A 25932-nucleotide genomic window follows, 5' to 3' on the forward strand; every position below is an offset into this window, starting at 1 on the left:
ATGGCATGCCACTTCCTCCCCGCCCGTATGACAGGCATCCCCTGCTGACGATTCGGGAGATCCGCGAGTCCCTGCCCGACGACCAGTTGGTCCACTTCGACGCCGAGCTCGCCGAGACCGACATCTCCGAACTGGAGTCCATGCACACCGTTGGGCCACGCTCGCCAACGACGGTTTCATGGACTTTCTTCTCTCGACTCCCTTCGAAGGCGTGGAGTTCGGCGCCCGCTCCTACGATGAGCGGCAGGGCGGCGAGTGATCTATCTGCTCGACACCAATATCGCCGCCGAGCTCACCCCGAGACCGAAGCCTGATCCCAACACATCGCCTGGGCTCGATCGATTTTCCGGCCGGATCTCTACTTGAGCGTACTCACCGTTGCCGAGGTCGAAGCAGGTGTCGCAGCCGACAAGCATTGCTGATCCAGACGGCAGGGTGGGCATCAGTCGGCCCACCACCTCGTCGGTCAACGGGTGGGCCTGATGGCGCGTGGGGGTGCGTCGGAGGCACCTCGATAAGGGCAGTCCGAGAGGGCGGTCCTGGCGGAGTTTCTCAGGCGGTGCGCTTTTGGGGCTGTTCGGCCGTTTCGGTGAACAGGTCATCGAGAGTCCGGGCGGTTACCGCGTGGGCGGCCCAGGCTTCGAGTTGGTCCAGGTCGGTGCAGGCGGTGATGCGGGTACGCGCGTCGTCGGAAACGTCGACACCACGAGTGGCCAGCACGAGTAGCACCATCCTGGCGGCTTCTTCGGCCTTACCTTCGGCCTTACCTTCGGCTTTGCCGCGGCCGAAGTGCTCTTTGGCGAAAGGGCTGTAGACGGGCCAGGTGGTGGACGTCATGATCTCCTCCATGAGGCGGCGGATGTCGGGCGTGGACATGTTGTAGGCGTATTCATGGTAATGCAGAGCGTGTTCGTCGCGGGTGTCAGCAAGAGCTGTGGCGAACGCCTCGACGACCTTGCGATTGCGGCCATGGACCATGACCGACATGGTCGACAGTTCCAGATGGGTGGCGGCCTGCTGAGCGTCGGTGATGACGGGGATGTCGTCAGGTCCCAGCACCCGGGCTTGCAGGCGGTAGCCGGTCAGGCCGGAATCGATCGGCTGGGCGTAGTACGCGGCAGCTCTGCGGTCGGGGCAGACGACCAGGACTGTGACGTCGCAGCCCAGCATCAGCCAGACCGCAGCGGCGTAGCGGGCGAGTTGCCGAGGCGCCTTGGACTTGTCTTGCTGGATTTCGACGATGATGGCGTGTGCGGGGGTTTGTGGCGGTCCCATGACGAAGACGAGGTCAGGTTCGATGTCATCGGAGGGGCGAGTGTTAAAGGTGCTTTTCTCCAGCTGGACCAATGGAGTGTCGGGTAGTTCCACCCCCATGAGGTCGCGCAGGATCTCCGCTGCCAGGTCGGGGCGCTCAGCGAACAGCGTCATGAGGGCGTCGTGTCGAGGGGACGGCATGCCGCTTATTGTCACACATTAGCTACGGTAAGTGATGATGGATTTTCGGGATCACGCGTATAGCGGCTCTTTTCGCGCCCAGAACGTTCGAATTATCCGAATGCTCTACTGCTTTGCCTGATCCGGAAGGCACGGTGGGCATCAGTCGGCCCACCGCCTCGTCGGTCAACGGGTGAGGGAGCCGGGCTCACCTACACGGTGGCGTGGCTGCCGCGGACCAGGCGGCCGACCTCGGCGCGTAGGTGGACGAAGTCCGGGTGTTCGCGGGTCGTGATCTGGTCGCGCGGCCCGGGCAGTTCGACCTTGAGGTCGCCCACCACGTGCGCCGGGGCCTTGGACAGGACCACCACGCGGTCGCCCACGTAGACGCTCTCGTCGATGTCGTGCGTGATGAGCACGATCGTCATCTGGTGGTGGCCGCGTACCTTGAGGACGAGGTCCTCCAGGTCTTCGCGGGTCTGCGCGTCGACCGAGCCGAAGGGCTCGTCCATGAGCATCAGGGCCGGACGGTAGGCCAGCGCCCGCGCGATCGCCACCCGCTGCTGCATGCCCCCCGACAGCTGGAACGGGTATTTGCGCTCCGCGCCCGCCAGGCCGACCGACTCCAGGGCCTCCTGGGCGGCCTCGCGGCGCTGGCGCTTGTCCATGTTCTTGCGGCGCAGCGGCAGCGCCACGTTGTCGGCCACCGACATCCACGGGAACAGGGAGCGGCTGTAGTCCTGGAAGACCACGGCGAGATTGTCCGGCGTCTGGCGTACGAGGTTGCCCTCGACCTTGATCTGGCCGCCCGTCGGCGTGAGCAGCCCGGCGATCGAACGCAGCAGGGTCGACTTGCCCGCCCCGGAGGGGCCGACGATGCACAGCAGCTCACCCTCGGCGACGCTCAGGTTGAGGCCCTCGATGGCGTGGTGCGCGTTGGGGGTACCGCCGCCGTAGACGTGGGAGAGGTTGTCTATCTCGAGCAATGGAGTTCCTCAGGGGGCGAGACCATGGACAAACTCGGAGCCGGAAATACTCTATCCGAGCCGGAATCGGCATACTTGTAAACGCGTGTGATCTTACTCTTACGTGCTGGAAAGTTGCTGGGCGGCGTGGTGCCAGGCCAGCACCCCTCGTTCGACGACCAGGAAGAGCTCGTTGAGGGCGTAGCCCAGCACGCCGAGCAGCACGATCCCGCCCCACATGGCGGGCAGGTCGAAGGTCTGGTACGCGGCCGTGAGCTGGAACCCGATGCCGTTCACGGTGCCGGGCAGCAGCTCGGAGAAGACCATGACGATCAAGGAGAGCGACAGCGCGAGCCGCAGTCCCGCGAACATCTTGGGCAGCGCCGACGGCAGGATCACCCGGAACAGCCGCTCCGCCCTCGACAGCCGGAACGCCTGGGCGGTCTGCAGGTGCAGCGGTTCGACCGAGCGGGCGCCGTCGGCGGTGTTGAGCAGCACCGGCCAGACGATGCTGAAGACGATGAACGTCAGCTGCATCCGCAGCCCGAACCCGAACACCACCACGAAGACCGTGACCAGCGCGGGCGGCGGGATGGCCCGCAGGAACTGCAGCACCCCGTCGAGATAGTCGTACGCCCGCGCGGACAGCCCCAGCGCGAGCCCGAGCACGACCCCGGCCAGCGCGCCCCCCGCGAACCCGGCGGCCATCCGGCCCAGGCTCGGCAGGATGTTCCCGATGGCGTCCTCGGTCAGGAACAGCGTGCCCGGCGGGCCCGAGAACCACATCGCGTGCATCCTGACCACGATCGTGCTGGGTGGGGGGAAGAACGTGCTGCCCGCCAGCCGCGTGGCCACCTCCCAGGCGAGGATCAGCCCGACCAGCACCAGCGACCGGAACGCCGCCCCGCGCATGCCCCTGGTCCTCATGCCGTCTCTCCCAGGCGCGCGTGGTGCCAGCGGAACGCCCGCCGTTCGGCGGCCACGAGCAGCGCGTTCACCAGCACCCCGAACAGCCCGACCCAGAACACGGCGGCCAGGATGTCGGTCATCCGCGCGGGTACGGCGATGCCGGCGAAGAAGATGAACACGCCGATGCCCTCGCCCCGCCCGGCCACGATCTCGGTGCTCACGATCAGGATGAGCGCCACTCCGGCGGCCAGCCGGAACCCGGTGGTGATGAAGGGCGCCGACGACGGCAGCGACACGCGCAGCAGCACCGCCAGGGGCCCGAAGCCGTACGACCGCAGCGACTCCTTGGCGAGCGGGTCGACGCCGCGCAGGCCGTACATCGTGTTGTAGAGGATCGGCCACAACGAGGCGTAGACCGCGAGCGTGACGCGTACCTGCAGGCCCGTGCCGATCAGGAGGGACACCAGGGGGATCAGCGCCACCGACGGGATCGGCCGCAGGAACTCCACGACCGAGCGCGTGGCGGCGTCGACGATCGGCACGCTGCCGAGCAGCAGCCCGAGCGGCACCGCGATCACCGCCGCGAGGCCGAGGCCGATCGCCCAGGCGAGCAGGCTCGTCAGGGCGTGGACGCGGAAGGCGGGGTCGGCCATCAGCGTCGCCGCCCGCCCGAGTATCGCCGTCGCGGGCGGCAGGGTCTCCGGGTCCACCAGCCCGGTCCGGCTGAGCAGTTCGATCAGGGCGGCGAAGGCGAGGGCTCCCCCCGCCCGGCGTGACCAGCGTGTCGCGGCGGACGCCGGGCGGGCGGGGGCCAGGGTCTGAGTGCTCACCCGGACGTGGTGGGCGACATCAGCGACTTGACGTCGATCGCCTTCGTGAGCCACTTGGCCTCCAGCATCCAGTCGGCCACCCGCTGGAGGCGGACCGGGTTGTCGTTGCTGGAGAAGTACGGGAACGTGACGGTGGCCGCGGTGGCCGCGTCGATCTGGGTGAAGTTCGGCAGGACCTTGGCCACCACTTCGCGGTTGTTCTCCATGAGCTTGGCCGCGTTGTGGATGGCCCGCTGGAACGCGGCCGCCGTCTTCGGGTTCTTGTCGTACCAGTCCTGCGTGCTGACGTACCCGGAGATCGGGAACTCGGCGGCGGGGCCCGACGCCGGGTCGAGGATCTTGCGGGCGCCCATCGCGGACGTGGCCGCCGTGACCATGGGCTCGCCCAGGTACGCGGCGTCGATCTGCCCGCCCTTCCACGAGGGCATGATGTTCTGGAACGTCACCTGGACATATTTGATCTTGGACGGGTCGACGTTGTTGGCCTTGAGCACCTGCGTCAGCGCCAGCTCCTGGAAGTTGTGCAGGACGTTCACGTTGATCGTCTTGCCTTCGAGGTCCTTGGCGGTCTTGATGGGGGAGTTCGGCAGAGCCATGATGCTGAGCGAGTCGGGGGCCGCGCGAGAGCCCTCGGCCAGGATGCGCAGCTTCAGCGCCTGCTTGTCGTGCGCCTGGAACATCGACACGTAGTTGCCGAACATCGCGTCGATCTCGCCCTTGACCAGCATGGGGATGGCCTCCGGCGCGGCCTGGACCACTTGCGGGGTGACCTCCAGCCCTTCCTTCTCGAAGAGCTTCTGGTCGATGGCGACGTAGATGGCGGCACTGTCGATGGCGGGCAGGGTGGCGACCTTGATCTTCGTCTTCTCCAGGCCGCCGGCGGATGCGGACGGTGCCGCGCTGGGTGTCGTGGAGCCGCCCGTGCTGCACGCAACGGCGCCGAGTGTCAAAGCTAACCCGATGATGGCGGCCCTGGCGGGACGGCCAAGCCTCATGTCAGGGACTCCCTTCAGATGGAGCCAGGCGGGGGGACCGGGTGGCTTCTGCTCCCGGGGGCTGTGTGCCTGACGCACAACAGGGATAGACCGTAACACCAAATCCGTAGTCATTATCGCGAAAACGACGCCTGTGGTTGCAATGTCGGGTTCTCGTTCTATCGTGAAAATTTGATGACCGGTAAGAGATCGGCGTTTGTCCGGTTTGTGAAAGGAGGTGATTGACGGGACGACTGTTACTGATGAGGCCAGTCAGTCGAATATTCCACGAGTCCCGAGGAGGCTCGCTGGGCACCCTTCCGTTGCCTGTTTCACCAGTTAGAGGGCAGCCTTACCGATTCTGCCGAAATATTTGGACAATCGGGGATAAACGCCTCAATGGGGCACTAGTGGTGGTTGGCCCGCGCCAACTGCTGTGCTCAAATGACGCCTATCTAGACGTAGATATTGCCCCACGTGCATTTACCTGCATGGTCACCGAGAATTCCCCTCCAGGGGCGAGAGGTTGCGAAGGCAAGTGAGAACGCAGAGCGCTGAAGCTTCCGCCGACCGCGAGCCGCACGGGCATCAGAAGCGACGGCTGCCCAACCCTCCTTCACGCAGGTTCGGGCTGGGCAACTGGCACGTGCGATCGCGCCTAATCGCGCTGATCGTCGTCCCCACGGCCGTGGCCGTGGCTCTGGGCGGACTGAACGTGTTCACCTCGCTCAGGGACGCCAACACCTATCAGACCCTCAGAGAGGTGGCCGAGCTCAGCGAGCAGCTCGGCGCCGTCACCCATGAGCTGTCCTTCGAACGCGACCAGACCGCTCTCTACATCGCCCAGGGCCGCCCGGGCAATCGAGAGGCCCAGCTCCGTACGACCTACAGCGGTGTGAACAACCTCATCGACGAGGCCAAACGGCGGGCGCGGGCGCTCACGGACACCCACGCCGACGCCGTACGACCCGTGCTCCGGCGACTGGACGAGATCCCGACGCTGCGGGAGACGGCCGTCAAGGGGAAGATCCAGCCCCTCCCGATGATCCAGAAGTACTCGCAGATCATCGCGGCCCTGCTCCAGTTCCATGACCAGGTCGGCCAGGTGGCGGTGGACGACGAGGTCTCGCACAGCGCCAGCGCGATGGCCGCCATCGCCCGGGGCAAGGAGCAGGCCTCCAAGCAGCGCGGCGTCCTGGCCAGCGCGCTGGACAAGAAGGGCTTCGACAGCGGCGAACTCGACGCGCTCACCGACGCCAAGTCGCGTGAGGAGAGCGAGGAGACGCTGTTCGCGACCCTGGCCACCCTCGACCAGCTCGAGCTCTACCGCAACACGGTCGTGGGCAGGGACGTCGACCAGACCGACCTGTTCAGGCTGCGGGCCATGGCGCAGTCCGCCGAGGGCAAGGAGCTGAGCATCGGTGTACGGCCGGACAAGGACGTCTCCACCTGGTTCGAGGTCAGCACCGGCAAGATCGACGCGCTGCGCAGCGTGGAGAAGGACCTGTCCTCCTCCGTCATCCTGCGCGCCCGTGCCCTGGAGGAAGCCGCCAACCGTTCGGCCCTGATCTCCGGCGGCCTCATCCTGCTGCTGATGATCGTGGTCACCGCGATCATCTCGCTCATCGCCCGCTCGCTCATCAGGCCACTGCGCAAGCTGCGCGGCGAGGCCCTCGACATCGCCGGCCACCGCCTGCCGGAGACCGTGCAGCAGCTGCGCGAGAGCGGCGAGGGCGCGGCCGGCCCCGTCATCCCCATCGGCGTGGACACGCACGACGAGATCGGCGAGGTCGCGCGGGCGTTCGACGAGGTGCACCGCGAGGCGGTCCGGCTGGCGGGTGAGGAGGCCCGCCTGCGGAGCAACGTCAACGCGATGTTCGTGAACCTGTCCCGCCGAAGCCAGACGCTGGTGGAACGCCAGATCACCCTCATCGACGGGCTGGAACAGGGCGAACAGGACGAACTGCGGCTCGGCAACCTGTTCAAGCTGGACCACCTGGCCACCCGCATGCGGCGTAACAGCGAGAACCTGCTGGTCCTGGCCGGCCAGGACCCGCCGCGCCGCTGGAGCCAGCCGGTCAAGCTGGTGGACGTGGCCCGTGCCTCCCTCTCGGAGGTGGAGAACTACGAGCGGGTGGTGCTCCAGGTTCCGGACGGCGTCTCGGTGGCCGGCCAGGCCGTCAACGACGTCATCCACCTGCTGGCCGAGCTCGTCGAGAACGCCCTGTCGTTCTCGCCGCGCGAGACCAGGGTGACCGTCTCCGGCAGCCGGATCGACGGCGGCGGCGTGATGTTGTCGATCACCGACGCCGGCATCGGCATGACCCAGGAGGAGCTGGTCCAGGCCAACGACCGCCTCACGGACGCGCCGAGCGTGGACGTGTCGGTGTCGCGCCGCATGGGCCTGTTCGTGGTCGCGCGTCTGGCGCACCGGCACGGCATCCGGGTGCAGCTGCGCCCGCACGCCTCGGGCGGCCTGACCGCGATGGTGCTCATCCCGGAGAACATGCTCGGCTCCCAGGCCCCCAACTTCTCCGGCATGCCGTCCTTCTCGGGCAACCAGCCTCCGGCCCTCGCGGGCTCGGCCGCCGGCGGCCCGGGCGAGCAGCCGTACTCGGGGCCGCACCCCGCGCCTCCGGCCACGGACTGGCCGCAGCCGCCGCCGCCCACGTACCAGATGGGGCCCGGCCAGATGGGGCCCGGCCAGATGGGACCCGGCCAGATGGGGCCCGGCCACCCGTCCTTCCCGTCGCACCCGGAGATGAGCGGCAACTGGCCGCCGACGCAGCAGTGGCAGCCGGACGCGAACGCGTGGCCGTCGGAGCCGCGCATCGGCAGCGGCTACGACAGCTCCGACGTGTGGACCCCACCGCGCAGCCCGTCCTGGAACGGCGACCGCGCACTGCCCAGACGACCCGTCCCCGAGCCCCCGCCGGGCGGCTGGGGCCGCGACACCATGCCGCCGCAGCGGCCGGGGTTCGACTTCCCCGAGACCGAGTCGGCCAACCCGGGCTCCATCCCGGCCGCGCCGCCCGCCTCGGCGGGAGACGACTACTTACCCATCTTCGCCGCGGTGGAGTCGGCCTGGTTCGGCCGCGACAGCGGGGCGAGCTGGGGTTCGAGCAAGGCGGACGAAGGATGGAGCGCGGCGGAGGCAGTGGTGGAACCGGTACGTGACGGCCAGACGGCGGCCGGGCTGCCGAAGCGGGTGCCCAAGGCCAACCTGGTGCCCGGCTCGGCCGACACCTCGACCCCGAAGGGCGTGACACCGATGCCGTCGGTGTCGCCGGACCGTATACGCAACCGGCTCTCGAGCTTCCAGCAGGGCTTCCGGGCGGCGCGTGACGACATCACCGAGGGCAGGGCGTTCCCCTCTGGCCCCAGGAACAACGACAGGGAGGAGGGAGCATGAGTGAGCGAAGCGAGCGATCAATTGAACACAGCCGACTGTCGCTCATGCGACCGACGGAGGAGGGCGCATGAGCGATCTGAGCCATGCGGCACGTGGTGTCGACTGGCTGATCACTGACTTCGTCAGCACGGTCCCGGGCGTCGCGCACGCGGTGGTCGTCTCGTCCGACGGGCTGCCACTGGCGGCCTCGTCGGGCTTTCCGGCTGACCGGGCTGACCAGCTGGCCGCCATCGCGTCGGGTCTGGTGAGCCTGACGCAGGGTGCGGCCAGGGTGTTCGAGGGCGGTGCGGTCAATCAGACGATCGTGGAGATGCAGCGCGGGTTGATGCTGATCATGTCGGTCAGCGACGGTTCGTGCCTGGCGGTGCTGGCGGCTCCGGACTGTGACATGGGTCTGGTGGCGTATCAGATGACGCTGATGGTTGATCGCGCCGGTCAGGTGCTGACCCCGGCTGTGCGCGCAGAGTTGCGTGCCAGCCAGACCAGGTGATGTACGTGTCAGACCCGAGATGGAACAGCGGCGGTTGGGCGCCCCCGCCTGTGCCCCAGTCCCAGCCGCAGCTGAATCCCGACCCCGCGTCGCCCGTCCGTCCTTACGCCGTGACAGGTGGACGGACGGCGCCGCGGGTAAAACTGGCGATGGAGGCCCTGGTGTCCTCGGCGACCGCCGAGCACCGGGAGTTCTCGCACATCACGCCGGAGTACCAGGCGATCAGTCAACTGTGCCGGCAGGTGCGGTCCGTGGCAGAGGTGTCGGCCCTGCTGCGGATCCCCCTCGGCGTGGTGCGCGTGCTGATCGCTGACATGGCTGCCGAAGGTCTCGTCCGTGTGCATCAGCCACAGCTGGACGAGGGCAGGCCGGACGTCAATCTGCTCGAAAGGGTGCTCAGTGGACTTCGCAGGCTCTAGCCCCGGTCTCACCTCGACGAAGATCGTGGTGGCTGGAGGTTTCGGGGTGGGGAAGACGACCTTCGTCGGCGCGGTGTCGGAGATCATGCCGTTGACCACGGAGGCCGTCATGACCGACGCCTCCGTGGGGATCGACGATCTGGGCATGACGCCGCTGAAGTCGACCACCACCGTCGCCATGGACTTCGGCCGGGTCTCCCTGGACCGTGACCTGATCCTCTACCTGTTCGGGACGCCCGGGCAGCACCGGTTCTGGTTCATGTGGGACGACCTGGTACGCGGCGCCATCGGCGCGGTCGTGCTCGTGGACACGCGCCGGCTTTCCGACAGTTTTCCGGCGATCGACTACTTCGAGGAGGCCCAGCTGCCGTTCGTGGTGGGCGTCAACGGCTGGGACGGTGAGTATCCGCACAGCGACGCCGAGGTACGCGACGCCCTGACGCTGGCGCCGCACATCCCGTTGGTGCGGCTCGACGCCAGGTCCAAGGACTCGGTCAAGGTCGCGCTGATCAACCTGGTCGAACACGCGCTCTCGGTCCGCATGGCCGTACCGGGCTGGGGTGGTTAGCTCCACATTTGTGCTGCTTTCGCCCGCGTGGGCGCGTTGACAGCCGCGGCCCTCTCCTGATCACAATGGCTCCCGCCGAGCATCGCAGGAGCATCATGTCCCGTGGCCGCACCACATGAACGTGAGGAACCCGATCACCGGGCAGGCCGACCGGCTGCTCGCCCCTGTCCCGCCCGACCGGCTCGCCGCCCTGGCGGCCGGTCTGCGTGAAAGGCAGCGCAGCTGGCTGGAGGCCGACCGCGGCGAGATCCTCTCCAGGTTCGCCGCCGCGCTGGCCGCCGACGAGGAGCTGCTCGCCGCGCTGGTGGCCGACACCGGCAGGGTGGGGGAGTCGGTCCTGGAGCGGCAGATCGTCGCCGGTCTCATCGATCGGTGGGTACGCCAGGCGCCCGCCCTCCTCGCACCCCCGGCCGAGACCCCCGCCTCCCTGCCCGGCGTCTTCGTGGGCGGCGACGTGGTTCCGTACGAGCTGGTCGGGGTGATCAGCCCGTGGAACTTCCCGCTGCTGCTGGGCCTCATCGACGCCGTGCCGGCGCTGGCCGCGGGATGCGCGGTGCTGGTCAAGCCGAGCGAGGTGACCCCCAGGTTCATCGAGCCGCTGATGCGGCTGGTCCCGGACGGGCTGCCGCTGGAGGTCGTCGAGGGCGACGGCGATACCGGCGCGGCCCTGGTGGACCTGGTGGACGCCGTGGTCTTCACCGGGAGCGTGGAGACAGGACAGGTGGTCGCCGAGGCGGCCGCCCGCGCGTTCGTGCCCGCGTTCCTGGAGCTGGGCGGCAAGGACCCGGCGATCGTGCTGGCCGGGGCCGACCTGGGACGGGCCGCGTCGGCCGTCCTGTGGGGCGGCACCGCCAACGCCGGGCAGTCGTGCCAGTCGATCGAGCGCGTCTACGTGGCCCGCGAGGTCCACGACGAGTTCCTGGCGCTGCTGGTGGACCGGGCCGCCAAGGTGGGCCTGACCTGCGAGGGAGGCCCGATCGGGCCGATCATCGGCCCGGGCCAGGAGGACGTCATCGCCGCGCATCTGGCCGACGCCGTCTTCAAGGGCGCGACCGTGCACACGGGAGGCCGGATCGAGCGGCACGGCGGCGGTCACTGGTGCCGCCCGACCGTGCTGTCCGGCGTCGACCACGGCATGCTGGTGATGACGGAGGAGACGTTCGGCCCGGTGCTGCCGGTGATGGCCGTGGACGGGCCCGACGAGGCGGTCGCGATGGCCAACGACTCGGTCTACGGGCTGTCGGCCGCGGTCTTCGCCGCCACGGAGGAGCAGGCCATGGCGGTGGCGGCGCGGCTGAGGGCCGGCGCGATCAGCGTCAACGACGCCTCGCTGACCGCGCTCGTGCACGAGGGCGAGAAGCACTCCTTCCGCCTGTCGGGGCTCGGCGGCTCGCGGATGGGCGCCGCCTCCATCCGCCGGTTCGTACGCCGCAGGGCCTTCCTGGTCAACCGTTCCGACGCCGCCGACCCCTGGTGGCACACGACGAAGGAGTAGCCGCGGATGGGACTTCGCGCGGACATGCCGCTGCTGGCCCGCCACGAGGGCGAGTGGGAGGGCGAGTACCTCCACCTCGACCGAGAGGGAAACCCGATCGACCGGCATCGCGTCCAGATGACCTGCGCGATCCTGGACGACACCGTCTACCACCAGACCAACCGCTACATCTGGGACGACGGGCGCACCGAGGTGCACGAGTTCCCGGGCACGTACCTGGGCGGCGGGCGCTGCGGGTTCGACACCGAGCGGATCAAGGGCGAGTTCTGGGAGCTGGACGGCAGCACCATCTACCTCAGCTGGCAGTACAAGGCCGAGGACGAGGACCTGCGCCTCTACGAGATGATCGTGCTCAGCGAGGACGGCAAGTCCCGCAACCGCGTCTGGCAGTGGATCAAGGACGGCGTGTGCGTGAAGCGCACCCTGATCAACGAGCGCCGCGTGGGCTGACTCAGCCTCTCGCCCCTCGGTGCCATGACAGCACCACGCGCTCGAACCCCAGGAACCCGGCGTTGAGCAGGATGCCCAGCAGCCCGAGCAGCACGATCCCCGCCCACATGGCCGGGATGTCGAACTGGCTCTGCGCCTCCAGCATCCGGTGCCCGATGCCCTCGGTACTGCCGACCAGCTCCGAGATGATCATCATGATCAGGGCCAGCGACACGCTCAGCCGCAGCCCGGCGAAGATCTTGGGGGAGGCGCCGGGCAGGATGATCCGGGTGAGCCGCTGCCAGGGGCCGAGCCGGTAGACGACCCCGGTCTCGATGTACTGCCGGTCCACGTGGCGGGCGCCGTCCATGGAGTTGATCAGTACGGGCCAGACGACGCCGTACACGATCGCGGCCAGCTGCATCGGGGTGCCGATCTTGAACAGCGCCAGGAAGACCGGCACCAGCGTGCTGGGGGGCACCGAGCGGCCGAAGTGCAGCAGCGGCTCCACCAGGGCCGACAACCAGCGCGAACGTCCGAGCGCGACCCCGATCGCCATCCCGGCCACGCAGGCCACCGCCCAGCCCGCGAACAGCCTGGCCAGGCTGGGCAGCAGGTCGGCGACGGCCTCGTCGGTCAGGAACGCCCGTGTCCACGGCCCCGAGAACCACAGCTCGTGCAGCTTGGCCACGATCCGCGACGGCGGCGGGAAGTACGCGGCCTGCGCCGACCGCGTGGCCAGCTCCCAGCAGAGCACGGCCACGGGCAGCAGCCAGTACCACATGAGCCTGCGCAGAGAATTCACGAGGCGTCCCCCGTCCGTTCCCGGTGCCAGCGGAACACGCGCCGTTCGGCGGCCGTGAACATCAGGTTCGCGGCCAGCCCGATCAGCCCCGCCCACAGCGGCGCCGCCAGCATGCGGTCGAGCCGGTTCGCGCTGCCCGCCAGCGACAGGAACGCGCCGATCCCGCCCCCGCCCGGCGCCAGCAGCTCCGCGCTGACGGCCACGATCAGGGTGACCGACACCGCGATCCGCACGCCGGTCGCGATGAAGGGCGCCGCGCTCGGCAGGCTCACCCGCAGCGCCACGGCGACCGGCCCGAAGCCGAAGCTCCGCAGCGTGTCCTTGGCCAGCGGGTCGACGTCGGTCAGGCCGTACAGCGTGTTGATCAGCACCGGCCACGTGCAGGTGTAGACGACCAGCGCCGTCTTGGCGTCCTGGCTCTCGGTCCACAGGAACATGGCGATAGGGATCAGCGATACCGACGGGATCGGCCGCAGGAACTCCACCAGCGGCCGCACCGACCGTTCCACGAACGGGACCGTGCCGAGCAGCAGCCCCGCGGGCACGGCGACCGCGACCGCGATCACCAGCCCGCTCGCGCACGCGCCCAGCGTGGCCAGCACGTCGGCCCTGAACTGCGGCTCCAGCGGCAGCTCCGCCGCCGTGGCCAGCACGGACGACACGTACGGCCATCCGGCCGGGGCCAGCCCGAGCCGCCCGGCCAGTTCGGCGAGGGCGATGAACGCGGCGAGCCCGAGGGCCCCGAGCACCGCCCGCCCGATCCGGTGTTCGATCATCAGCTCACAGGCGCGAACAGCTGCGCCACGTCCACCTTGGACTTGAGGTAGCCATAGCCGTGCAGCAGGTCGGCCAGCTTCTGGACACCGGCCTTGTCGGCCTCCATCGAGAACTTGCCGAGCGTCATCGCCGCCGCCGCGTCCGCCGGGATCTGCGTGTACGTCGGCACCACCTCGTCGATCGCCTTCCTGTCGGAGCCCGCGATCTGCTGGGCCTTGGCCAGGGCGCGGTGGAAGGCGGCGGCCGTCTTCGGGTTCTTGGCCAGCCAGTCCTCCGTGACGCCCCACCCGTCGATCGGCACGCCGGCCGTCACGCCGTCGGTGGTGTCGATGATCTGCGTGGCGCCGCTCTTCTTCGCCGCGGTCAGGAACGGCTCGACCAGCCAGGCCGCGTCCACCTTGCCCGAGCCCAGGGCGGAGATCTGGTCGGCGAACGGCACCTGGACGTACTTGACGTCCTCGGGCTTGAGCCCGGCCTCCTGCAGGTGGGCGTTGGTCAGCGTCTGGCCGAGCGCCTTGAGCACGTTGACCGCGATGGTCTTGCCCTTGAGATCGGCCGGCGTCTTGACGGGGGAGCCCTTGGCGACGACGACGCCGGCGATGTTGGGGGCGGCCTCCTGGCTGTGCTGGAAGAGCTTGAGCTTGGCGGCGCCCGAGTCGTTGATGGCCATCAGCGACACGTAGCTCGTGAGGAACGCGTCCATGCTGCCGTTGAGGATCTTCGGCATGACCGCCTGCGGCGCCTGGATGATCTCCGTCTTGACGGTCAGGCCCTCCTCCTTGAAGAAGCCGCGCTTCTCCGCGATGAACAGCGGCGCCGACGACGGGACCGGCACCACGCCGACCAGCAGCTGGGTCTTCTCCAGCCCACCTGCGGCCGAGGTGCTGCTCGTGCCCGTCTGGCTCCCTCCTCCGCCGCCGCACGCGCTGAGCGTCAGCGCGATCGTCATACCCGCGACTACGAACCTGGCCAGCTTCATCGCCAATGCCTTTCTCGGTCCTGAGAGTTCACGAATTACCGGTGGCCTGCCTGTGCCAGACGAGCGCCCGGCGCTCGGCCAGCACGAACAGGGAGTTAACGACGTAGCCGAGGACGCCCAGCAGGGCGATCGCCGCCCACACCCCGGCGCCGTCGAAGCTGCGCATGGCCGTCAGCAACTGGTAGCCGATGCCGTCCGTGCCACCGACGAGCTCGGAGATCACCATGAGGATCAGCGCCAGCGACAGGCTCAGCCGCAGCCCGGCGAAGATCTTGGGAGCGGCGGCGGGGAGGACGACCAGGCCCAGGCGCTGCGGCCTCGACAGGTTGAAGACCCTGGCCGTATCGGTGTAGGTGCGATCGACGGACCTGACACCGTCGATCGTGTTGAGCAGCACCGGCCAGATCACTCCGAACACGATAGTGGCCAGCTGAGTGGTCAGGCCCGCCTTGAACAACACGAGGAACAGCGGCAGCAGCAGCGGAGGCGGGATGGCCCGGCCGAACTCGATCAGCGGGTCCACGTAGTCGGTCGCCGAGCGCGAACGCCCGAGCAGCATGCCCGCCGCGATCCCGATCAGCGCGGCCAGCAGCCAGCCGCCGAACATGCGGCCGAGGCTGGGCAGGATGTTCGCGATCGCGTCGTTCGTCAGGAAGCCACGAGCGGGCGGGCCGGAGAACCACAGCTCGCGCATGCGAGCCAGGATCGTCGTGGGCGGCGGGAAATCGGTGTCCCCGATCGCGCGCCCGGCGATCTCCCAGACGGCCAGCACCACGGGGACCACCCAGAGCCGGGCCAGCGCCTTCACGAAAGCGCCCCGGTCCGCGCGTGGTGCCAGCGGAACAGGCGGCGCTCGGCGGCGAGCAGCACCATGTTCGCGATCACGCCGAAGAGACCGGCCCAGAACGTCGCCGCCATCATGAGGTCGGTCCGGTTGCCGTTGCCGGCCACGGTCACGTAGACGCCGATCCCGTTCACGCCGCCGGCCACAAGTTCGGCGCTGACGGCCAGGACGAGCGCGATCCCGGCGGCGATCCTGACGCCGGTCGCCACGAACGGGGCCGCGCTGGGCAGGCTCACCCTGGCGAGCACAGCCGGCGGGCCGAACCCGAAGCTGCGCAGGGACTCCTTGGCCAGCGGGTCCACGTCGCGCATGCCGTACAGGGTGTTGATGAGGATCGGCCAGACGGAGGCGTACACGATGACGGAGACCTTCATCAGCTCGTCCACCGGGACCAGCAGGATCGCGAGCGGGATGATGGCCACGGAGGGGATCGGGCGCATGAACTCCAGCACGGGCCTGATCGCCCGCTCCACCGGCGTCAGCGCGCCGAGCAGCACGCCCGCGGGCACGGCCACCGCGACGGCGGTCAGCAGGCCGAGTGCCCAGTTCGCGAGGGTGGCGCCCACCCCGGCCAGGAACGTGGCGTCGGCCGGGAGGCGCACGGCTTCGTACAGGACGGTCGAAGGCGGTGGAAAGAGGAGGTTCTCGCTCAGGCCGAAGCGGATGAACAGCTCTCCGGCCAGGAGGAACCCCGCGGCGCCGACGGCGCCGCGGAGCAGGCGGGCACCCGTCATCCGCCCGGGCTCGCCGCGATGAGCGACTTCGCGTCGATCGGGCCGGTGATGTACTTGTACTCGAGCATGAGGTCGGCCACCTTCTGCAGCCGGGCCGCCTCCAGGATGCTCGGGTAGGTGCCCAGGGTGATCGCCGCGGCGGTCTTGGCGTCGATCTTCGTGTACGTCGGCAGCGCCGCCTCGATCTCCTTGCGGTCACCGGAGGCGAGCTGCTGCGCCTTGGAGATCGCCCGCTGGAAGGCGGCCAGCGTCTTCGGGTTCTGCCGGACCCATTCGTCGGTGGCCATCCAGCCCGCGATGGGCAGGTCGGCGGTCTGGCCCGTCATGGTGTCGGCGATCGTGCGGAAGCCGAGCGCGTTCTTGTTGGCCGTGATGAACGGCTCGGTGATCCAGCCCGCGTCGCCCTGTCCCGCGGTGATCGCGTTGCCCATCTCGGGGAACGGCTTCTCGGCGAACTTGACGTCCGTGTCGCTGAGCCCGGCCGCCTTGAGCTGGGTCGTGACCGCCAGCGTGGCGATGTTCCTGAGGTTGTTGACCAGGACCGTCTTGCCCTTCAGGTCCGCGACCTGCTGGATCGGCGAGTCCTTGGGGACCATGATCTCGAAGGTGTTGGGGGCCGCCCGGTACATGTCGGCCACCAGCTTGATCTTCTTGCCCTGGCTGGCCGCCAGGATCGAGGACACGTAGTTGGTCTGCGTGATGTCCAGGGCGCCGCTCTCGATCTGCGGCAGCGCGGCGGCGCCGCCGGTGATCGTGACCGGCTCCACCGTCAGGCCCTCTTCCTTGAAGAAGCCCTTGGCCTGGGCAATGTAGAGCGCGACCGGGTCGGGAATCGGCAGCGCCCCGACCTTGATGGTGGCCTTCTCCAGGCCGTTGGGTCCCGTCGGGGCCGGGGACGCGCCGCCCCCGCTGCAGCCGGTGAGAGCGAGGACGGCGACGGAGCCGAGCGCGAGTACGTGACAGCGCAGAGTGCGTGCCATGGGGGGTCTCCTACTTGGATTTGGGAGAGCGAGACACGTTACTTTGCGTGAGCGTACCCGAGGAATGATCGTCTTTGCAGGCGCACGCGCTTTCAGGCGGGCCGGGACACGTAGCGGCCCACCGGCCGGCCCACGATCTTGCCGGCGTCGAGCACGTGGTTGCCGCGTACGAACGTGTCGGTGACCTTGGCGGTCAGCTCGAACCCCTCGAACGGCGTGTACTCCTGCGTCGACTCCGAGTCCTGCGCGCGAACCGTCCAGGTCTGCCCGGGGTCGACCAGGCAGATGTCGGCGTCGAAACCGGGGGCGATGGTGCCCTTGGTGCGCAGGCCGTACCGCTTGGCGGGGTTCCACGAGGTCAGCGCGGCGATCCTGCCGTACGGCAGGCCCCTGCGGCGGCCTTCGGTGACCAGGCCGGGCAGCAGGTACTCGGCGCCGCCGAACCCGGCCTTGGCCACGAAGACGTTGTCGCTCGGCTCGCCGAACTTGAGCTCCTCGCGGCAGCAGGCGTGGTCGCTGACCACCCAGTCCACGGTGCCGTCGAGCACGTGTCCCCACAGCGCCTCGACGTCCTCGCGGGGCCTGATCGGCGGGTTGACCTTGGCCCCGATGCCGCTGGCCGTGTCGATGTCGGCGAGCAGGTGACCGATCGTGACCTCGCGGCGGAAGTCGATGTGGGGGAACGTCGCCGCCATGCGGACGGCGGCGTCCAGGGCCTTGGCGGAGGACAGGTGCAGCAGGTTGATGTTGGCCAGGCCCGTCTCGTGGGCGAGGTAGGAGGCGATGAAGACGGCCAGCCCCTCGGAGTGCGGCGGGCGCGAGGCGCTGTAGGCGGCCAGGCCGCTCAGGTCCCCGGCCTCCTCCACGAGCTTCGTGTACGCGGTCATGATCTCGGCCGTCTCGCAGTGCAGCGACAACGAGATCTCGCCCGCCAGCTCGGGCAGCCGCTCCCTGGCCGCCTGCACGCCGCGCATCACGAACTCGAAGTGCGCGTAGTCGTAGCGCTCGCCCTCCGGCAGCATGAGGAACGCCCGCTGGTCGTCGGAGCGCCCGTGCAGCCCGTGCCCGCCGTAGAACATGAAGATCTTGAACGACGGCACCCCGAACCGCTCGACCAGGTCGGGCAGCTCGCCGATGTGCCCGCTCGACATGGGCGCCAGGTGGAAGCCGTAGTCGACGTAGGCCCGGCCCTCGGCCTGCCTGAGCACCTCCGGGAAGAACTCGGCGTAGGAGCCGCCCCTGTTGAGGTAGTACTGGCCGGTCCGCATGTAGGTGAGCGCCGTCGTCACGCCGCCCTGGGCGCTGGCCCGGCTCTCCGACTCGGTGTCCTCGGGCAGCGGGTTGTAGATGCCCCAGTGCTGGTGGGCGTCGACGACTCCGGGGAAGGCCAGCTTGCCGCCGCCGTCGATCACCTCGCCGGTGGGGGACTGGCCGGGCTCCACCCGTACGATGCGGCCGTCCGCGATGGCGATGTCCGCCTCCACGGGGTCGTCGTGTTCGTGGGTGACAACCTTCACGTTCTTCAACAACAGGTCGGTCACAGCAGTGGTCTTTCCTATGCGAGGCGGTAGGCGTGGCGGTGCCAGGACAGCACGCGCCGCTCCACCGTGAGGAACAGTGAGTTGAATGCGAAGCCCAGCACGCCGAGCAGCACCACGTTGGCCCAGATGGCGGGCATGTCGGCGGCGCTGACGGCCATGTTGAGGAGATAGCCGAATCCCTCGGTGCTGGCCTTGAGCTCGGAGATGACCATGAGGATCAGCGCCAGGGAGACGCTCAGGCGCAGGCCCGCGAAGATCTTCGGTGCCGCGGCGGGCAGGATGATCCGGAAGAACCGCAGGTGGGCGGGCACACCGAAGACGGCCGCGGTCTCGACCTTCAGCGTGTCGAGGTTGCGCGCGCCGTCGATGGAGTTGAGCAGGATCGGCCAGACGATGCCGAACACGATGGTCGCGACCTGCACCTGCGGGCCGATCTGGAAGAGCACGAGGAAGATCGGCAGCATCACGGGAGGCGGCACGGCCCGGCCGAACTCGATCAGCGGTTCGACGATGTCGGCCAGCCAGGGGGTCCTGCCGATCGCCACGCCGAGGCCCACACCCACGACCACGGCGATGGCCCAGGAACCGACCACCCTGATCAGGCTGGGCAGGAAGTTGTGGACCGCCTCTTCGGTGAAGACGTAGGGCCCGGAGAGCCACATCTCGTACATCCGAGACAGGATCAGGGTCGGTCCGGGGAGAAACGGAGTGGCGAGCGCCCCCGCGAGCAGCTCCCAGCCGAAGAACATGACCGGGACCAGCCACAGGCGCTTGACCAGGGTGAGAATCATGTGTTCCGCCACCTGAACAGCCGGCGCTCGGCGCGCGCGAGCAGGATGTTGACGACGAGCCCGATCACGCCGGCCCAGATCAGGACCGCGACGACATCGATCAGCGCGTCCATGCCGATGCCGGTGCTCGCCTCGATGAGGAAGCCTCCGACGCCGACCGAACCGCCCACGATGTACTCCACGCTGATGGCCAGGATGAGCGTGATGGAGGCGGCCAGCCGGACGCCCGTCGCGATGAAGGGCGCCGCGCTCGGCAGGGCGACCCGCCAGATCACCGCGCCGGGGCCGAACCCGAACGAGCGCAGCGTCTCCTTGCCCAGCGGGTCCACGTCACGCACGCCGTACAGGGTGTTGATCAGGATCGGCCAGGAGGCGGCGAACACGATGAGCGCCACCTTGGCGTTGATCTCCGGCTGGAAGAAGAACAGCGCCAGCGGGATCAGCGCCACCGAGGGGATGGGCCGCAGGAATTCCACGAACACCCGGGTCATCTCCTCGACCACCGGGACCGTTCCCAGCAGCAACCCGATCGGGACGGCGATCAGGACGGCCAGCGGCAGCCCGATGACCGCGGCCGTGAGCGTGCCCCCGATGTCCCCGAGGAACTCCGGGTCCACGGCCAGGGAGAACGTCCTGGCCAGGGTTTCCGCGGCCGGAGGCATCCACTTGAACAGGCCCGTCATGCCGAGAAGCTGCCAGGCAAGCAGAAAACCCGCCACGCCGATGGCGTGGCGGGTGTATTTGGCCAGCTTGGCGCGGGCGAGCGGGGTCTGCCCGCGCCGCGCCGGGTTGATCGTGGTCATCATCCCTGAGGTGCTGCGTAGATCATCGAGTTGACGTCCATCTTCTGCTTGAGCAGGCCGGAGTCGAACATCAGGTCGGCCACCCGCTGGATGCGCTGGGAGTTCAGCGAGGTCGGGTAGGCGCCGAGGTTGATCGTGGCGGCGGTCTCAGCCGGGATCTTGGTGAAGGTCGGCAGGACCTTGGTGACCGCGCTCCGGTCGGTGGCGGCGATCTGCTGCGCCTTGGCCATGGCCCGCTGGAAGGCGGCCAGGGTCTTGGGGTTGTTCTGCGTCCACTTCTCCGTGGCGGCCCAGCCGGTGATGGGCAGACCGTCGGTCGGGCCGGACATGGTGTCCAGCAGCATGGTGGCGCCGATCTCCTTCTTCGCCTGGCTGACGTACGGGTCCGTCATCCACACGGCGTCGACGCTGCCCTTGTCCAGCGAGGAGATCCACTCCGTCGTCGGGATCACGACGTAGGTGATGTCCTTGCCGGGGGTGGGGTCGAGACCGGCGATCTTGAAGTGCGGGCTCATCGTGAGCGTGCCCAGACCACCGACGATGTTGACGCCGATCTTCTTGCCCTTCAGGTCGGCGACCTGCTTGATCGGGGAGTCCTTCTTGACCATGATGCCGAAGGCCCCGGGCGCGCCCTGGTAGGAGTCCGCGATGTACTTGAACTTCTCAGTGCCGGCCTGCTGGATGGTCAGGATGGTGGCGTAGCTGCCCAGCACCACGTCCATCTGGCCGTTGGCGAGCTTGGGGAGCACCGCCTGGGGAGCCTGGATGGGCTCCTGCTTGACGTTGAGGCCCTCTTCCTTGAAGAAGCCGCGCTCCATGGCGATGAACAGTGGCGCAGAGTCCGCACCCGGATACTGTCCGACCAACAGGTCGGTTTTCATGCCGCCAGCGGCGGAACTCGCGCTTTCTGGTTTGTCGCCGGAACTTGAACAGCCGGTGATGACGAGGGTGCTCACAAGCCCAATCAGGGCACTACGCCCTAATGCACCGAACCGCATTACGCGTCTCCTTATGAACCCATGGGGGTGGGGGTGTTGGTAACTGAGGGTGTCAGCGACGGTCGAACCCTAGCGCAGGCCGTAGTTCCCGATGCACCGGGAACTCCTAAAATTAACAAGATATATCACCATATGTGGCGATATATCCCTTTTGTCCGATTAATATATCCGACCTGACTTGACTTCTAGGGCCTGTGGCAGGTGTTGTGATTTGCGTAAAATGTGCAGCTGTGTGTCGACCGTGATCTTTGCGCTATTGGCCGATCTCGTGTTGATGTGCTCCAATAAGCTCTCGCCCCAAGGGTGCGTCGGCGTCACACCGCAAACACCTGCATAACGTGATCTTCGTGCACCAGACCGTCAGAGGAGAGGTTGCGGAGGCAAGTGAAGAGTGTTGTCCCCTCTGTGGGCGGGGATCCGGGCTTAATAGAGGAAGCCCCCCGACATGCGTCTGGTGGACCGCAGCCGGTCGCCCCTGGCGTTGCGGGCGAAGCCGGGAAGGCCCGGACGGGATCACGTTTCTCCCTGCGTAACTGGCGTGTGCGCTCCAAGCTGCTGGTCCTGGTCGTCATCCCGACCCTCGCCGCACTCGTGCTCGGTGGCCTGCGTGTCACCACCTCGATCGCGAGCGCCAGCGACTACGCGCAGGTCAACGAGGTCGCCGTGCTGGCGAGCCGGTTGACCGCGCTCGCGCACGAGGTCGAGGTGGAGCGTGACTACACCGCGCGCTTCGTCGCCCTCGGGCGCAAGGCCGGCCGAACCGAAGTGACCGATCAGTACGAGCCGGTCAACAAGCTCGTCGCCGAGGTCAAGGGCAGCGTCGACGCCCTGGCGACCTCCGACAGCCCTCAGGCGCCCGAGGCCCTGCGCATCAAGAACCGTCTCAACGAGCTCGACACCGCGCGTAAGAACGCGATGGACTCCCAGCTCGACGTGAACTCCGTCATCGAGCTCTACGACCGATTCATCACAGACCTCCTCTCCCTGAACGACACCATCGACCAAGGTGCGGTCGACAAGGAGCTCTCGGCGAGCGTCTCCGGCTTCGCCGCCCTCTCCCGGGCCAAGCAGTACGTCTCCACGCAGCGCGCGCTGCTCGTGGCGGCCCTGGCCACCCGGGAATTCGGTCGGGTGGAGCTTGACTCCTTCATCGCCGCGCGCGCCCAGAAAAACAGCGAGCTGGCCACCTTCCGGGCGCAGGTCCCCCTTGAGCTGCGCCAGGCGTACGACGACACCGTCAGCGGCAAGGCCAACGACCGCGCGGAGATCCTGGCCGCCCGAGCCCTGTTCCTGCAGAGCCTGGGGCAACCACGGAACGTGTCGGACCCGAAGCTCGGGCTCACCCGTGACGGCAAGGACTGGTTCGCCGCCATCAGTGAGACCGTCGACGGGATGCGCAAGGTCGAGCAGCGCGTGGCCGACTCGATCGTGCTCCGCAGCCGCACCCTGGAAGGGTCCGAGCAGCAGGGCGCCGTCATCGTCGGGGTCGGCATCCTGATCCTGCTCATCCTCGTGCTGCTGGTCACCGTCTTCATGGCGCGCTCGCTGAGCGGCCCCCTGCGCAGGCTGCGCAGGGAGGCGCTGTTCATCGCCGGTCGCCGCCTGCCTGACACCGTGCGCCAGCTCCGTGAGTCCGAGTCGGTCGAGAGCGTCGACGTCCAGCCCATCGGCGTCGCCTCTCAGGACGAGATCGGTGAAGTCGCGCGGGCGTTCGACGAGATCCACCGTGAGGCGGTCCGGCTGGCGGGCGAGGAGGCCCGCCTGCGAAGCAACGTCAACGCGATGTTCGTGAACCTGTCCCGCCGAAGCCAGACGCTGGTGGAACGCCAGATCACCCTCATCGACGGGCTGGAGCAGGGCGAACAGGACGAGCAGCGACTCGGCAACCTGTTCAAGCTGGACCACCTGGCCACCCGTATGCGGCGTAACAGCGAGAACCTCCTGGTCCTCGCGGGCCAGGAACCGCCCCGCCGCTGGAGCAAGCCCGTCAAGCTGGTCGACGTCGCCCGCGCCTCGCTGTCCGAGGTGGAGAACTACGAGCGGGTCGTCCTCCAGGTGCCCGACGGTGTCGCCGTGGCCGGCCAGGCCGTCAACGACGTCATCCACCTGCTGGCCGAGTTGATCGAGAACGCCCTGTCGTTCTCGCCGCGCGAGACCAGGGTGACCGTCTCCGGCAGCCGGATCGACGGCGGCGGCGTCATGCTGTCGATCAGCGACTCCGGTATCGGCATGACCCCGGACGAGCTCACCATCGCCAACGACCGCCTCATGGACGCCCCCACCGTGGACGTGTCCGTGTCGCGCCGCATGGGCCTGTTCGTGGTCGCGCGTCTGGCCCACCGCCACGGCATCCGGGTGCAGCTGCGCCCCCACGGCACCGGCGGTCTGACCGCCATGGTCCTGATGCCGGAAGCGCTGCTCGGCTCGCAGGCTCCCGCCTACGCGACCCCCGGCGGCACCGGCATGGGGACGCTGGACTCGTTCGACGAGAGCTTCGGCGCCCGTTCGGCCATGCCTCCCATGCCTCCGATGCAGCAGCCCTCCATGCCGCCCGTGCCGCCGCCGCCCACCCCCCAGTGGGGTCCGGGTGGCTACCAGCCCGGGCCGGGGCACCCGTCGTTCCCCTCACAGCCGTCCTTCTCGGCCCAGCCGAGCGTGGACGTGGGCTGGCCGTCCGACCCGCGCAGCAGCAGCGGCGGCTACGACACCTCTGACGTCTGGGTGCCGGCGCGCAACTCCAACAGCCGGCCGGGCGAATGGGGCCAGGACAACGGCAACTCCCTGCCGAGACGGCCTTTCGGCGGCGACCAGATGGACATGGGGCAGCCGAGGTACGACTTCCCCGAAACGGAGTCGGCGGCGACCGGTCCCATCCCGGCCGTGAAGCCCGCCTCTTCGGGCGACGAATACCTGCCGATCTTCGCCTCGGTCGAGTCGGCCTGGTTCGAGCACGGCAACGAGGGCGCCGCCACCTGGGGTTCCGCCAAGGCCGACGCGGGCTGGAGCGCCGCGGAGGCGGTCGTCGAGCCGGTACGCGACGGTGCGACCGCGGCGGGGCTGCCCAAGCGGGTGCCCAAGGCCAACCTGGTGCCCGGCTCGGCCGACACCGTCTCGGCGCCCAAGGGCGTCGCCCCCATGCCGGCGGTCTCGCCGGACCGGGTGCGCAGCCGCCTTTCGAGCTTCCAGCAGGGGTTCAGGGCGGCACGTGACGACATCAGCGAGGGCAGGACGTACCCCTCCGGTCCGAGAAGTGTTGAAAGCAGGGATGAGCGCGCATGAATGACTTGAGCCAGTCGGCACGTGGGGTGGACTGGTTAATCACCGATTTCGTCAGCACCGTTCCTGGCGTCGCGCACGCGGTGGTCGTCTCCTCAGACGGGCTGCCGCTCGCGGCCTCCGCGGGATTCCCGGCCGACCGGGCTGACCAGCTGGCCGCCATCGCGTCGGGCCTGGTGAGCCTGACGCAGGGCGCGGCCAGGGTCTTCGAGGGCGGGCCGGTCAACCAGACGATCGTGGAGATGCAGCGTGGGCTGATGCTGATCATGTCGATCAGCGACGGCTCGTGCCTGGCGGTGCTGGCGGCTCCGGACTGTGACATGGGTCTGGTGGCGTATCAGATGACGCTGATGGTTGATCGCGCCGGCCAGGTGCTTACCCCGGCTGTGCGCGCAGAGTTGCGCGCCAGCCAGACCAGGTGATGTAGGTGACAGACCCCAGATGGAACAGCGGCGGCTGGGACTCCCATAACAGTGGTGCGTGGGATTCCCAGAACAGTGGGAGTTGGCAGCCTCCCCCTCAGCCGCCGCCCAGCAACGACCCCGCCTCGCCGGTACGGCCCTATGCCGTGACCGGCGGGCGTACCGCGCCCAAGGTCAAGCTGGCCATGGAGGCCCTGGTGTCCTCGGCGACCGCCGAGCACCGGGAGTTCTCGCACATCACCCCCGAATACAAGGCGATCAGCCAGCTGTGCCTGCAGGTCAGGTCGGTGGCTGAGGTCTCGGCGCTGCTGCGGATCCCGCTCGGTGTGGTGCGTGTTCTGATCGCGGACATGGCGGCAGAGGGTTTGGTTCGGGTGCATCAGCCGCAGCTGGAAGCGGGTAGGCCGGACGTCAACCTGCTGGAAAGGGTGCTCAGTGGACTTCGCAGGCTCTAGCCCCGGTTTGACCTCGACGAAGATCGTGGTCGCCGGTGGGTTCGGGGTGGGCAAGACGACCTTCGTCGGCGCGGTGTCGGAGATCATGCCGTTGACCACGGAGGCCGTCATGACCGACGCCTCCAAGGGCATCGACGATCTGGGCATGACGCCGCTCAAGTCGACCACCACCGTCGCCATGGACTTCGGTCGCGTCTCGCTCGATCGCGACCTGATCCTGTACCTGTTCGGCACGCCCGGACAGCACCGGTTCTGGTTCATGTGGGACGACCTCGTCCGCGGCGCCATCGGCGCGGTCGTGCTCGTGGACACGCGCCGCCTGGCGGACAGCTTCCCCGCGATCGACTACTTCGAGGAGGCGCAGCTGCCGTTCATCGTGGGGGTGAACGGCTGGGACGGCCAGTACGCCCACAGCGACACCGAAGTGCGTGACGCCCTGACCCTGGCGCCGCACATCCCGATGGTGCGCCTCGACGCCAGGTCCAAGGACTCGGTCAAGACCGCGCTGATCAACCTGGTCGAGCACGCGCTCTCGGTCCGCATGGCCGTGCCAGGCTGGAGCGGCTAGCGGAGCGGATAGGCTGGAGTCTTAGACGTTCATT

At 68.4% G+C, this 25932-nt stretch carries 25 protein-coding genes; 10 read left to right on the top strand and 15 right to left on the bottom strand.

Annotated features, from left to right (window positions below; all coding sequences use genetic code 11):
* Positions 1-552: 552 nt before the first annotated feature.
* From ACWDX9_RS06665 to ACWDX9_RS06685, 5 genes are all read right to left on the bottom strand, one after another.
* Positions 553-1428 carry a hypothetical protein gene (locus tag ACWDX9_RS06665; RefSeq protein WP_449949816.1) on the bottom strand — a complete coding sequence of 292 codons (876 nt, stop codon included), beginning with the start codon at positions 1426-1428 and terminating at the stop codon, positions 553-555.
* A gap of 218 nt (positions 1429-1646) precedes the next feature.
* The gene (locus ACWDX9_RS06670; protein WP_192790728.1) at positions 1647-2420 is read right to left on the bottom strand and encodes an ABC transporter ATP-binding protein; all 774 of its coding nucleotides are present in this window, start codon (positions 2418-2420) and stop codon (positions 1647-1649) included.
* 99 nt (positions 2421-2519) lie between these two features.
* Positions 2520-3326, bottom strand: a complete 807-nt coding sequence (locus tag ACWDX9_RS06675; protein WP_449949819.1) for an ABC transporter permease — start codon at positions 3324-3326, stop codon at positions 2520-2522.
* Positions 3323-4138 (bottom strand): ABC transporter permease, encoded by an 816-nt coding sequence (locus ACWDX9_RS06680; protein ID WP_449949822.1) that lies wholly within the window; start codon positions 4136-4138, stop codon positions 3323-3325. Before ACWDX9_RS06680 ends, ACWDX9_RS06675 begins: the two co-directional genes overlap by 4 nt.
* Complete coding sequence (locus tag ACWDX9_RS06685) at positions 4135-5133, bottom strand: ABC transporter substrate-binding protein (protein ID WP_350730298.1); 999 nt, start codon at positions 5131-5133, stop codon at positions 4135-4137. The genes ACWDX9_RS06680 and ACWDX9_RS06685 overlap by 4 nt, the downstream gene beginning before the upstream one ends.
* A 625-nt stretch (positions 5134-5758) precedes the next feature.
* Between ACWDX9_RS06685 and ACWDX9_RS06690 the strand changes: the two genes are divergently transcribed.
* The 6 genes from ACWDX9_RS06690 (at position 5759) to ACWDX9_RS06715 (ending at position 11946) form a co-directional block, all read left to right on the top strand.
* Positions 5759-8524 (top strand): nitrate- and nitrite sensing domain-containing protein, encoded by a 2766-nt coding sequence (locus ACWDX9_RS06690; protein ID WP_449949825.1) that lies wholly within the window; start codon positions 5759-5761, stop codon positions 8522-8524.
* 67 nt (positions 8525-8591) lie between these two features.
* Positions 8592-9014, top strand: a complete 423-nt coding sequence (locus ACWDX9_RS06695) for a roadblock/LC7 domain-containing protein (RefSeq protein WP_350730302.1) — start codon at positions 8592-8594, stop codon at positions 9012-9014.
* The gene (locus tag ACWDX9_RS06700; protein ID WP_397368751.1) at positions 9014-9433 is read left to right on the top strand and encodes a DUF742 domain-containing protein; all 420 of its coding nucleotides are present in this window, start codon (positions 9014-9016) and stop codon (positions 9431-9433) included. The genes ACWDX9_RS06695 and ACWDX9_RS06700 overlap by 1 nt, the downstream gene beginning before the upstream one ends.
* The gene (locus ACWDX9_RS06705) at positions 9414-10001 is read left to right on the top strand and encodes a GTP-binding protein (protein WP_350730304.1); all 588 of its coding nucleotides are present in this window, start codon (positions 9414-9416) and stop codon (positions 9999-10001) included. Before ACWDX9_RS06700 ends, ACWDX9_RS06705 begins: the two co-directional genes overlap by 20 nt.
* 121 nt (positions 10002-10122) lie before the next feature.
* A complete protein-coding gene (locus ACWDX9_RS06710; protein ID WP_449949826.1) occupies positions 10123-11496 on the top strand; it encodes an aldehyde dehydrogenase family protein in 1374 nt (457 codons plus the stop codon).
* A gap of 6 nt (positions 11497-11502) precedes the next feature.
* Entirely contained in the window at positions 11503-11946 is a 444-nt protein-coding gene (locus tag ACWDX9_RS06715; protein WP_449949828.1) for a hypothetical protein, read from the top strand.
* Position 11947: 1 nt separating this feature from the next.
* Here ACWDX9_RS06715 and ACWDX9_RS06720 read toward each other — a convergent pair whose 3' ends face one another.
* From ACWDX9_RS06720 to ACWDX9_RS06765, 10 genes are all read right to left on the bottom strand, one after another.
* The gene (locus ACWDX9_RS06720) at positions 11948-12730 is read right to left on the bottom strand and encodes an ABC transporter permease (RefSeq protein WP_449949830.1); all 783 of its coding nucleotides are present in this window, start codon (positions 12728-12730) and stop codon (positions 11948-11950) included.
* The gene (locus ACWDX9_RS06725; RefSeq protein ID WP_449949832.1) at positions 12727-13506 is read right to left on the bottom strand and encodes an ABC transporter permease; all 780 of its coding nucleotides are present in this window, start codon (positions 13504-13506) and stop codon (positions 12727-12729) included. The genes ACWDX9_RS06720 and ACWDX9_RS06725 overlap by 4 nt, the downstream gene beginning before the upstream one ends.
* On the bottom strand, positions 13506-14456 hold the full coding sequence (locus ACWDX9_RS06730; RefSeq protein ID WP_449949835.1) for an ABC transporter substrate-binding protein: 951 nt from the start codon (positions 14454-14456) through the stop codon (positions 13506-13508). Before ACWDX9_RS06730 ends, ACWDX9_RS06725 begins: the two co-directional genes overlap by 1 nt.
* Positions 14457-14514: 58 nt before the next feature.
* Positions 14515-15294: an ABC transporter permease gene (locus ACWDX9_RS06735; protein ID WP_364250729.1), complete on the bottom strand. Its 780-nt coding sequence runs from the start codon at positions 15292-15294 to the stop codon at positions 14515-14517.
* Positions 15291-16064 (bottom strand): ABC transporter permease, encoded by a 774-nt coding sequence (locus ACWDX9_RS06740; protein ID WP_449949838.1) that lies wholly within the window; start codon positions 16062-16064, stop codon positions 15291-15293. The genes ACWDX9_RS06735 and ACWDX9_RS06740 overlap by 4 nt, the downstream gene beginning before the upstream one ends.
* Complete coding sequence (locus tag ACWDX9_RS06745) at positions 16061-17044, bottom strand: ABC transporter substrate-binding protein (RefSeq protein WP_449949840.1); 984 nt, start codon at positions 17042-17044, stop codon at positions 16061-16063. Before ACWDX9_RS06745 ends, ACWDX9_RS06740 begins: the two co-directional genes overlap by 4 nt.
* 92 nt (positions 17045-17136) lie before the next feature.
* Positions 17137-18585, bottom strand: coding sequence for a dihydroorotase (locus ACWDX9_RS06750; protein ID WP_449949842.1), 1449 nt, complete (start codon positions 18583-18585; stop codon positions 17137-17139).
* Positions 18586-18599: 14 nt separating this feature from the next.
* A complete protein-coding gene (locus ACWDX9_RS06755; protein WP_449949844.1) occupies positions 18600-19376 on the bottom strand; it encodes an ABC transporter permease in 777 nt (258 codons plus the stop codon).
* Positions 19373-20182, bottom strand: a complete 810-nt coding sequence (locus ACWDX9_RS06760) for an ABC transporter permease (RefSeq protein WP_364250714.1) — start codon at positions 20180-20182, stop codon at positions 19373-19375. Before ACWDX9_RS06760 ends, ACWDX9_RS06755 begins: the two co-directional genes overlap by 4 nt.
* Positions 20179-21060, bottom strand: a complete 882-nt coding sequence (locus tag ACWDX9_RS06765; protein ID WP_355207017.1) for an ABC transporter substrate-binding protein — start codon at positions 21058-21060, stop codon at positions 20179-20181. The genes ACWDX9_RS06760 and ACWDX9_RS06765 overlap by 4 nt, the downstream gene beginning before the upstream one ends.
* A 657-nt stretch (positions 21061-21717) precedes the next feature.
* Between ACWDX9_RS06765 and ACWDX9_RS06770 the strand changes: the two genes are divergently transcribed.
* The 4 genes from ACWDX9_RS06770 (at position 21718) to ACWDX9_RS06785 (ending at position 25898) form a co-directional block, all read left to right on the top strand.
* Positions 21718-24456 carry a sensor histidine kinase gene (locus tag ACWDX9_RS06770; RefSeq protein ID WP_449949850.1) on the top strand — a complete coding sequence of 913 codons (2739 nt, stop codon included), beginning with the start codon at positions 21718-21720 and terminating at the stop codon, positions 24454-24456.
* Positions 24453-24875, top strand: a complete 423-nt coding sequence (locus tag ACWDX9_RS06775; RefSeq protein ID WP_185071550.1) for a roadblock/LC7 domain-containing protein — start codon at positions 24453-24455, stop codon at positions 24873-24875. Before ACWDX9_RS06770 ends, ACWDX9_RS06775 begins: the two co-directional genes overlap by 4 nt.
* Positions 24876-25021: 146 nt before the next feature.
* Entirely contained in the window at positions 25022-25330 is a 309-nt protein-coding gene (locus tag ACWDX9_RS06780; RefSeq protein ID WP_319719344.1) for a DUF742 domain-containing protein, read from the top strand.
* Positions 25331-25337: 7 nt separating this feature from the next.
* Complete coding sequence (locus ACWDX9_RS06785; RefSeq protein ID WP_350730330.1) at positions 25338-25898, top strand: GTP-binding protein; 561 nt, start codon at positions 25338-25340, stop codon at positions 25896-25898.
* Positions 25899-25932 lie beyond the last annotated feature (34 nt).

The sequence above is a fragment of the Nonomuraea sp. NPDC003201 genome (assembly GCF_053590415.1).

Coding starts and splice junctions, on each gene's coding strand:
- ACWDX9_RS06675 (WP_449949819.1), bottom strand. CDS start 3,326: ATGAGGACCAGGGGCATGCGCGGGGCGGCGTTCCGGTCGCTGGTGCTG.
- ACWDX9_RS06775 (WP_185071550.1), top strand. CDS start 24,453: ATGAATGACTTGAGCCAGTCGGCACGTGGGGTGGACTGGTTAATCACC.
- ACWDX9_RS06760 (WP_364250714.1), bottom strand. CDS start 20,182: ATGATGACCACGATCAACCCGGCGCGGCGCGGGCAGACCCCGCTCGCC.
- ACWDX9_RS06755 (WP_449949844.1), bottom strand. CDS start 19,376: ATGATTCTCACCCTGGTCAAGCGCCTGTGGCTGGTCCCGGTCATGTTC.
- ACWDX9_RS06700 (WP_397368751.1), top strand. CDS start 9,014: ATGTACGTGTCAGACCCGAGATGGAACAGCGGCGGTTGGGCGCCCCCG.
- ACWDX9_RS06745 (WP_449949840.1), bottom strand. CDS start 17,044: ATGGCACGCACTCTGCGCTGTCACGTACTCGCGCTCGGCTCCGTCGCC.
- ACWDX9_RS06695 (WP_350730302.1), top strand. CDS start 8,592: ATGAGCGATCTGAGCCATGCGGCACGTGGTGTCGACTGGCTGATCACT.
- ACWDX9_RS06685 (WP_350730298.1), bottom strand. CDS start 5,133: ATGAGGCTTGGCCGTCCCGCCAGGGCCGCCATCATCGGGTTAGCTTTG.
- ACWDX9_RS06740 (WP_449949838.1), bottom strand. CDS start 16,064: ATGACGGGTGCCCGCCTGCTCCGCGGCGCCGTCGGCGCCGCGGGGTTC.
- ACWDX9_RS06725 (WP_449949832.1), bottom strand. CDS start 13,506: ATGATCGAACACCGGATCGGGCGGGCGGTGCTCGGGGCCCTCGGGCTC.
- ACWDX9_RS06765 (WP_355207017.1), bottom strand. CDS start 21,060: ATGAAAACCGACCTGTTGGTCGGACAGTATCCGGGTGCGGACTCTGCG.
- ACWDX9_RS06715 (WP_449949828.1), top strand. CDS start 11,503: ATGGGACTTCGCGCGGACATGCCGCTGCTGGCCCGCCACGAGGGCGAG.
- ACWDX9_RS06665 (WP_449949816.1), bottom strand. CDS start 1,428: ATGACGCTGTTCGCTGAGCGCCCCGACCTGGCAGCGGAGATCCTGCGC.
- ACWDX9_RS06730 (WP_449949835.1), bottom strand. CDS start 14,456: ATGACGATCGCGCTGACGCTCAGCGCGTGCGGCGGCGGAGGAGGGAGC.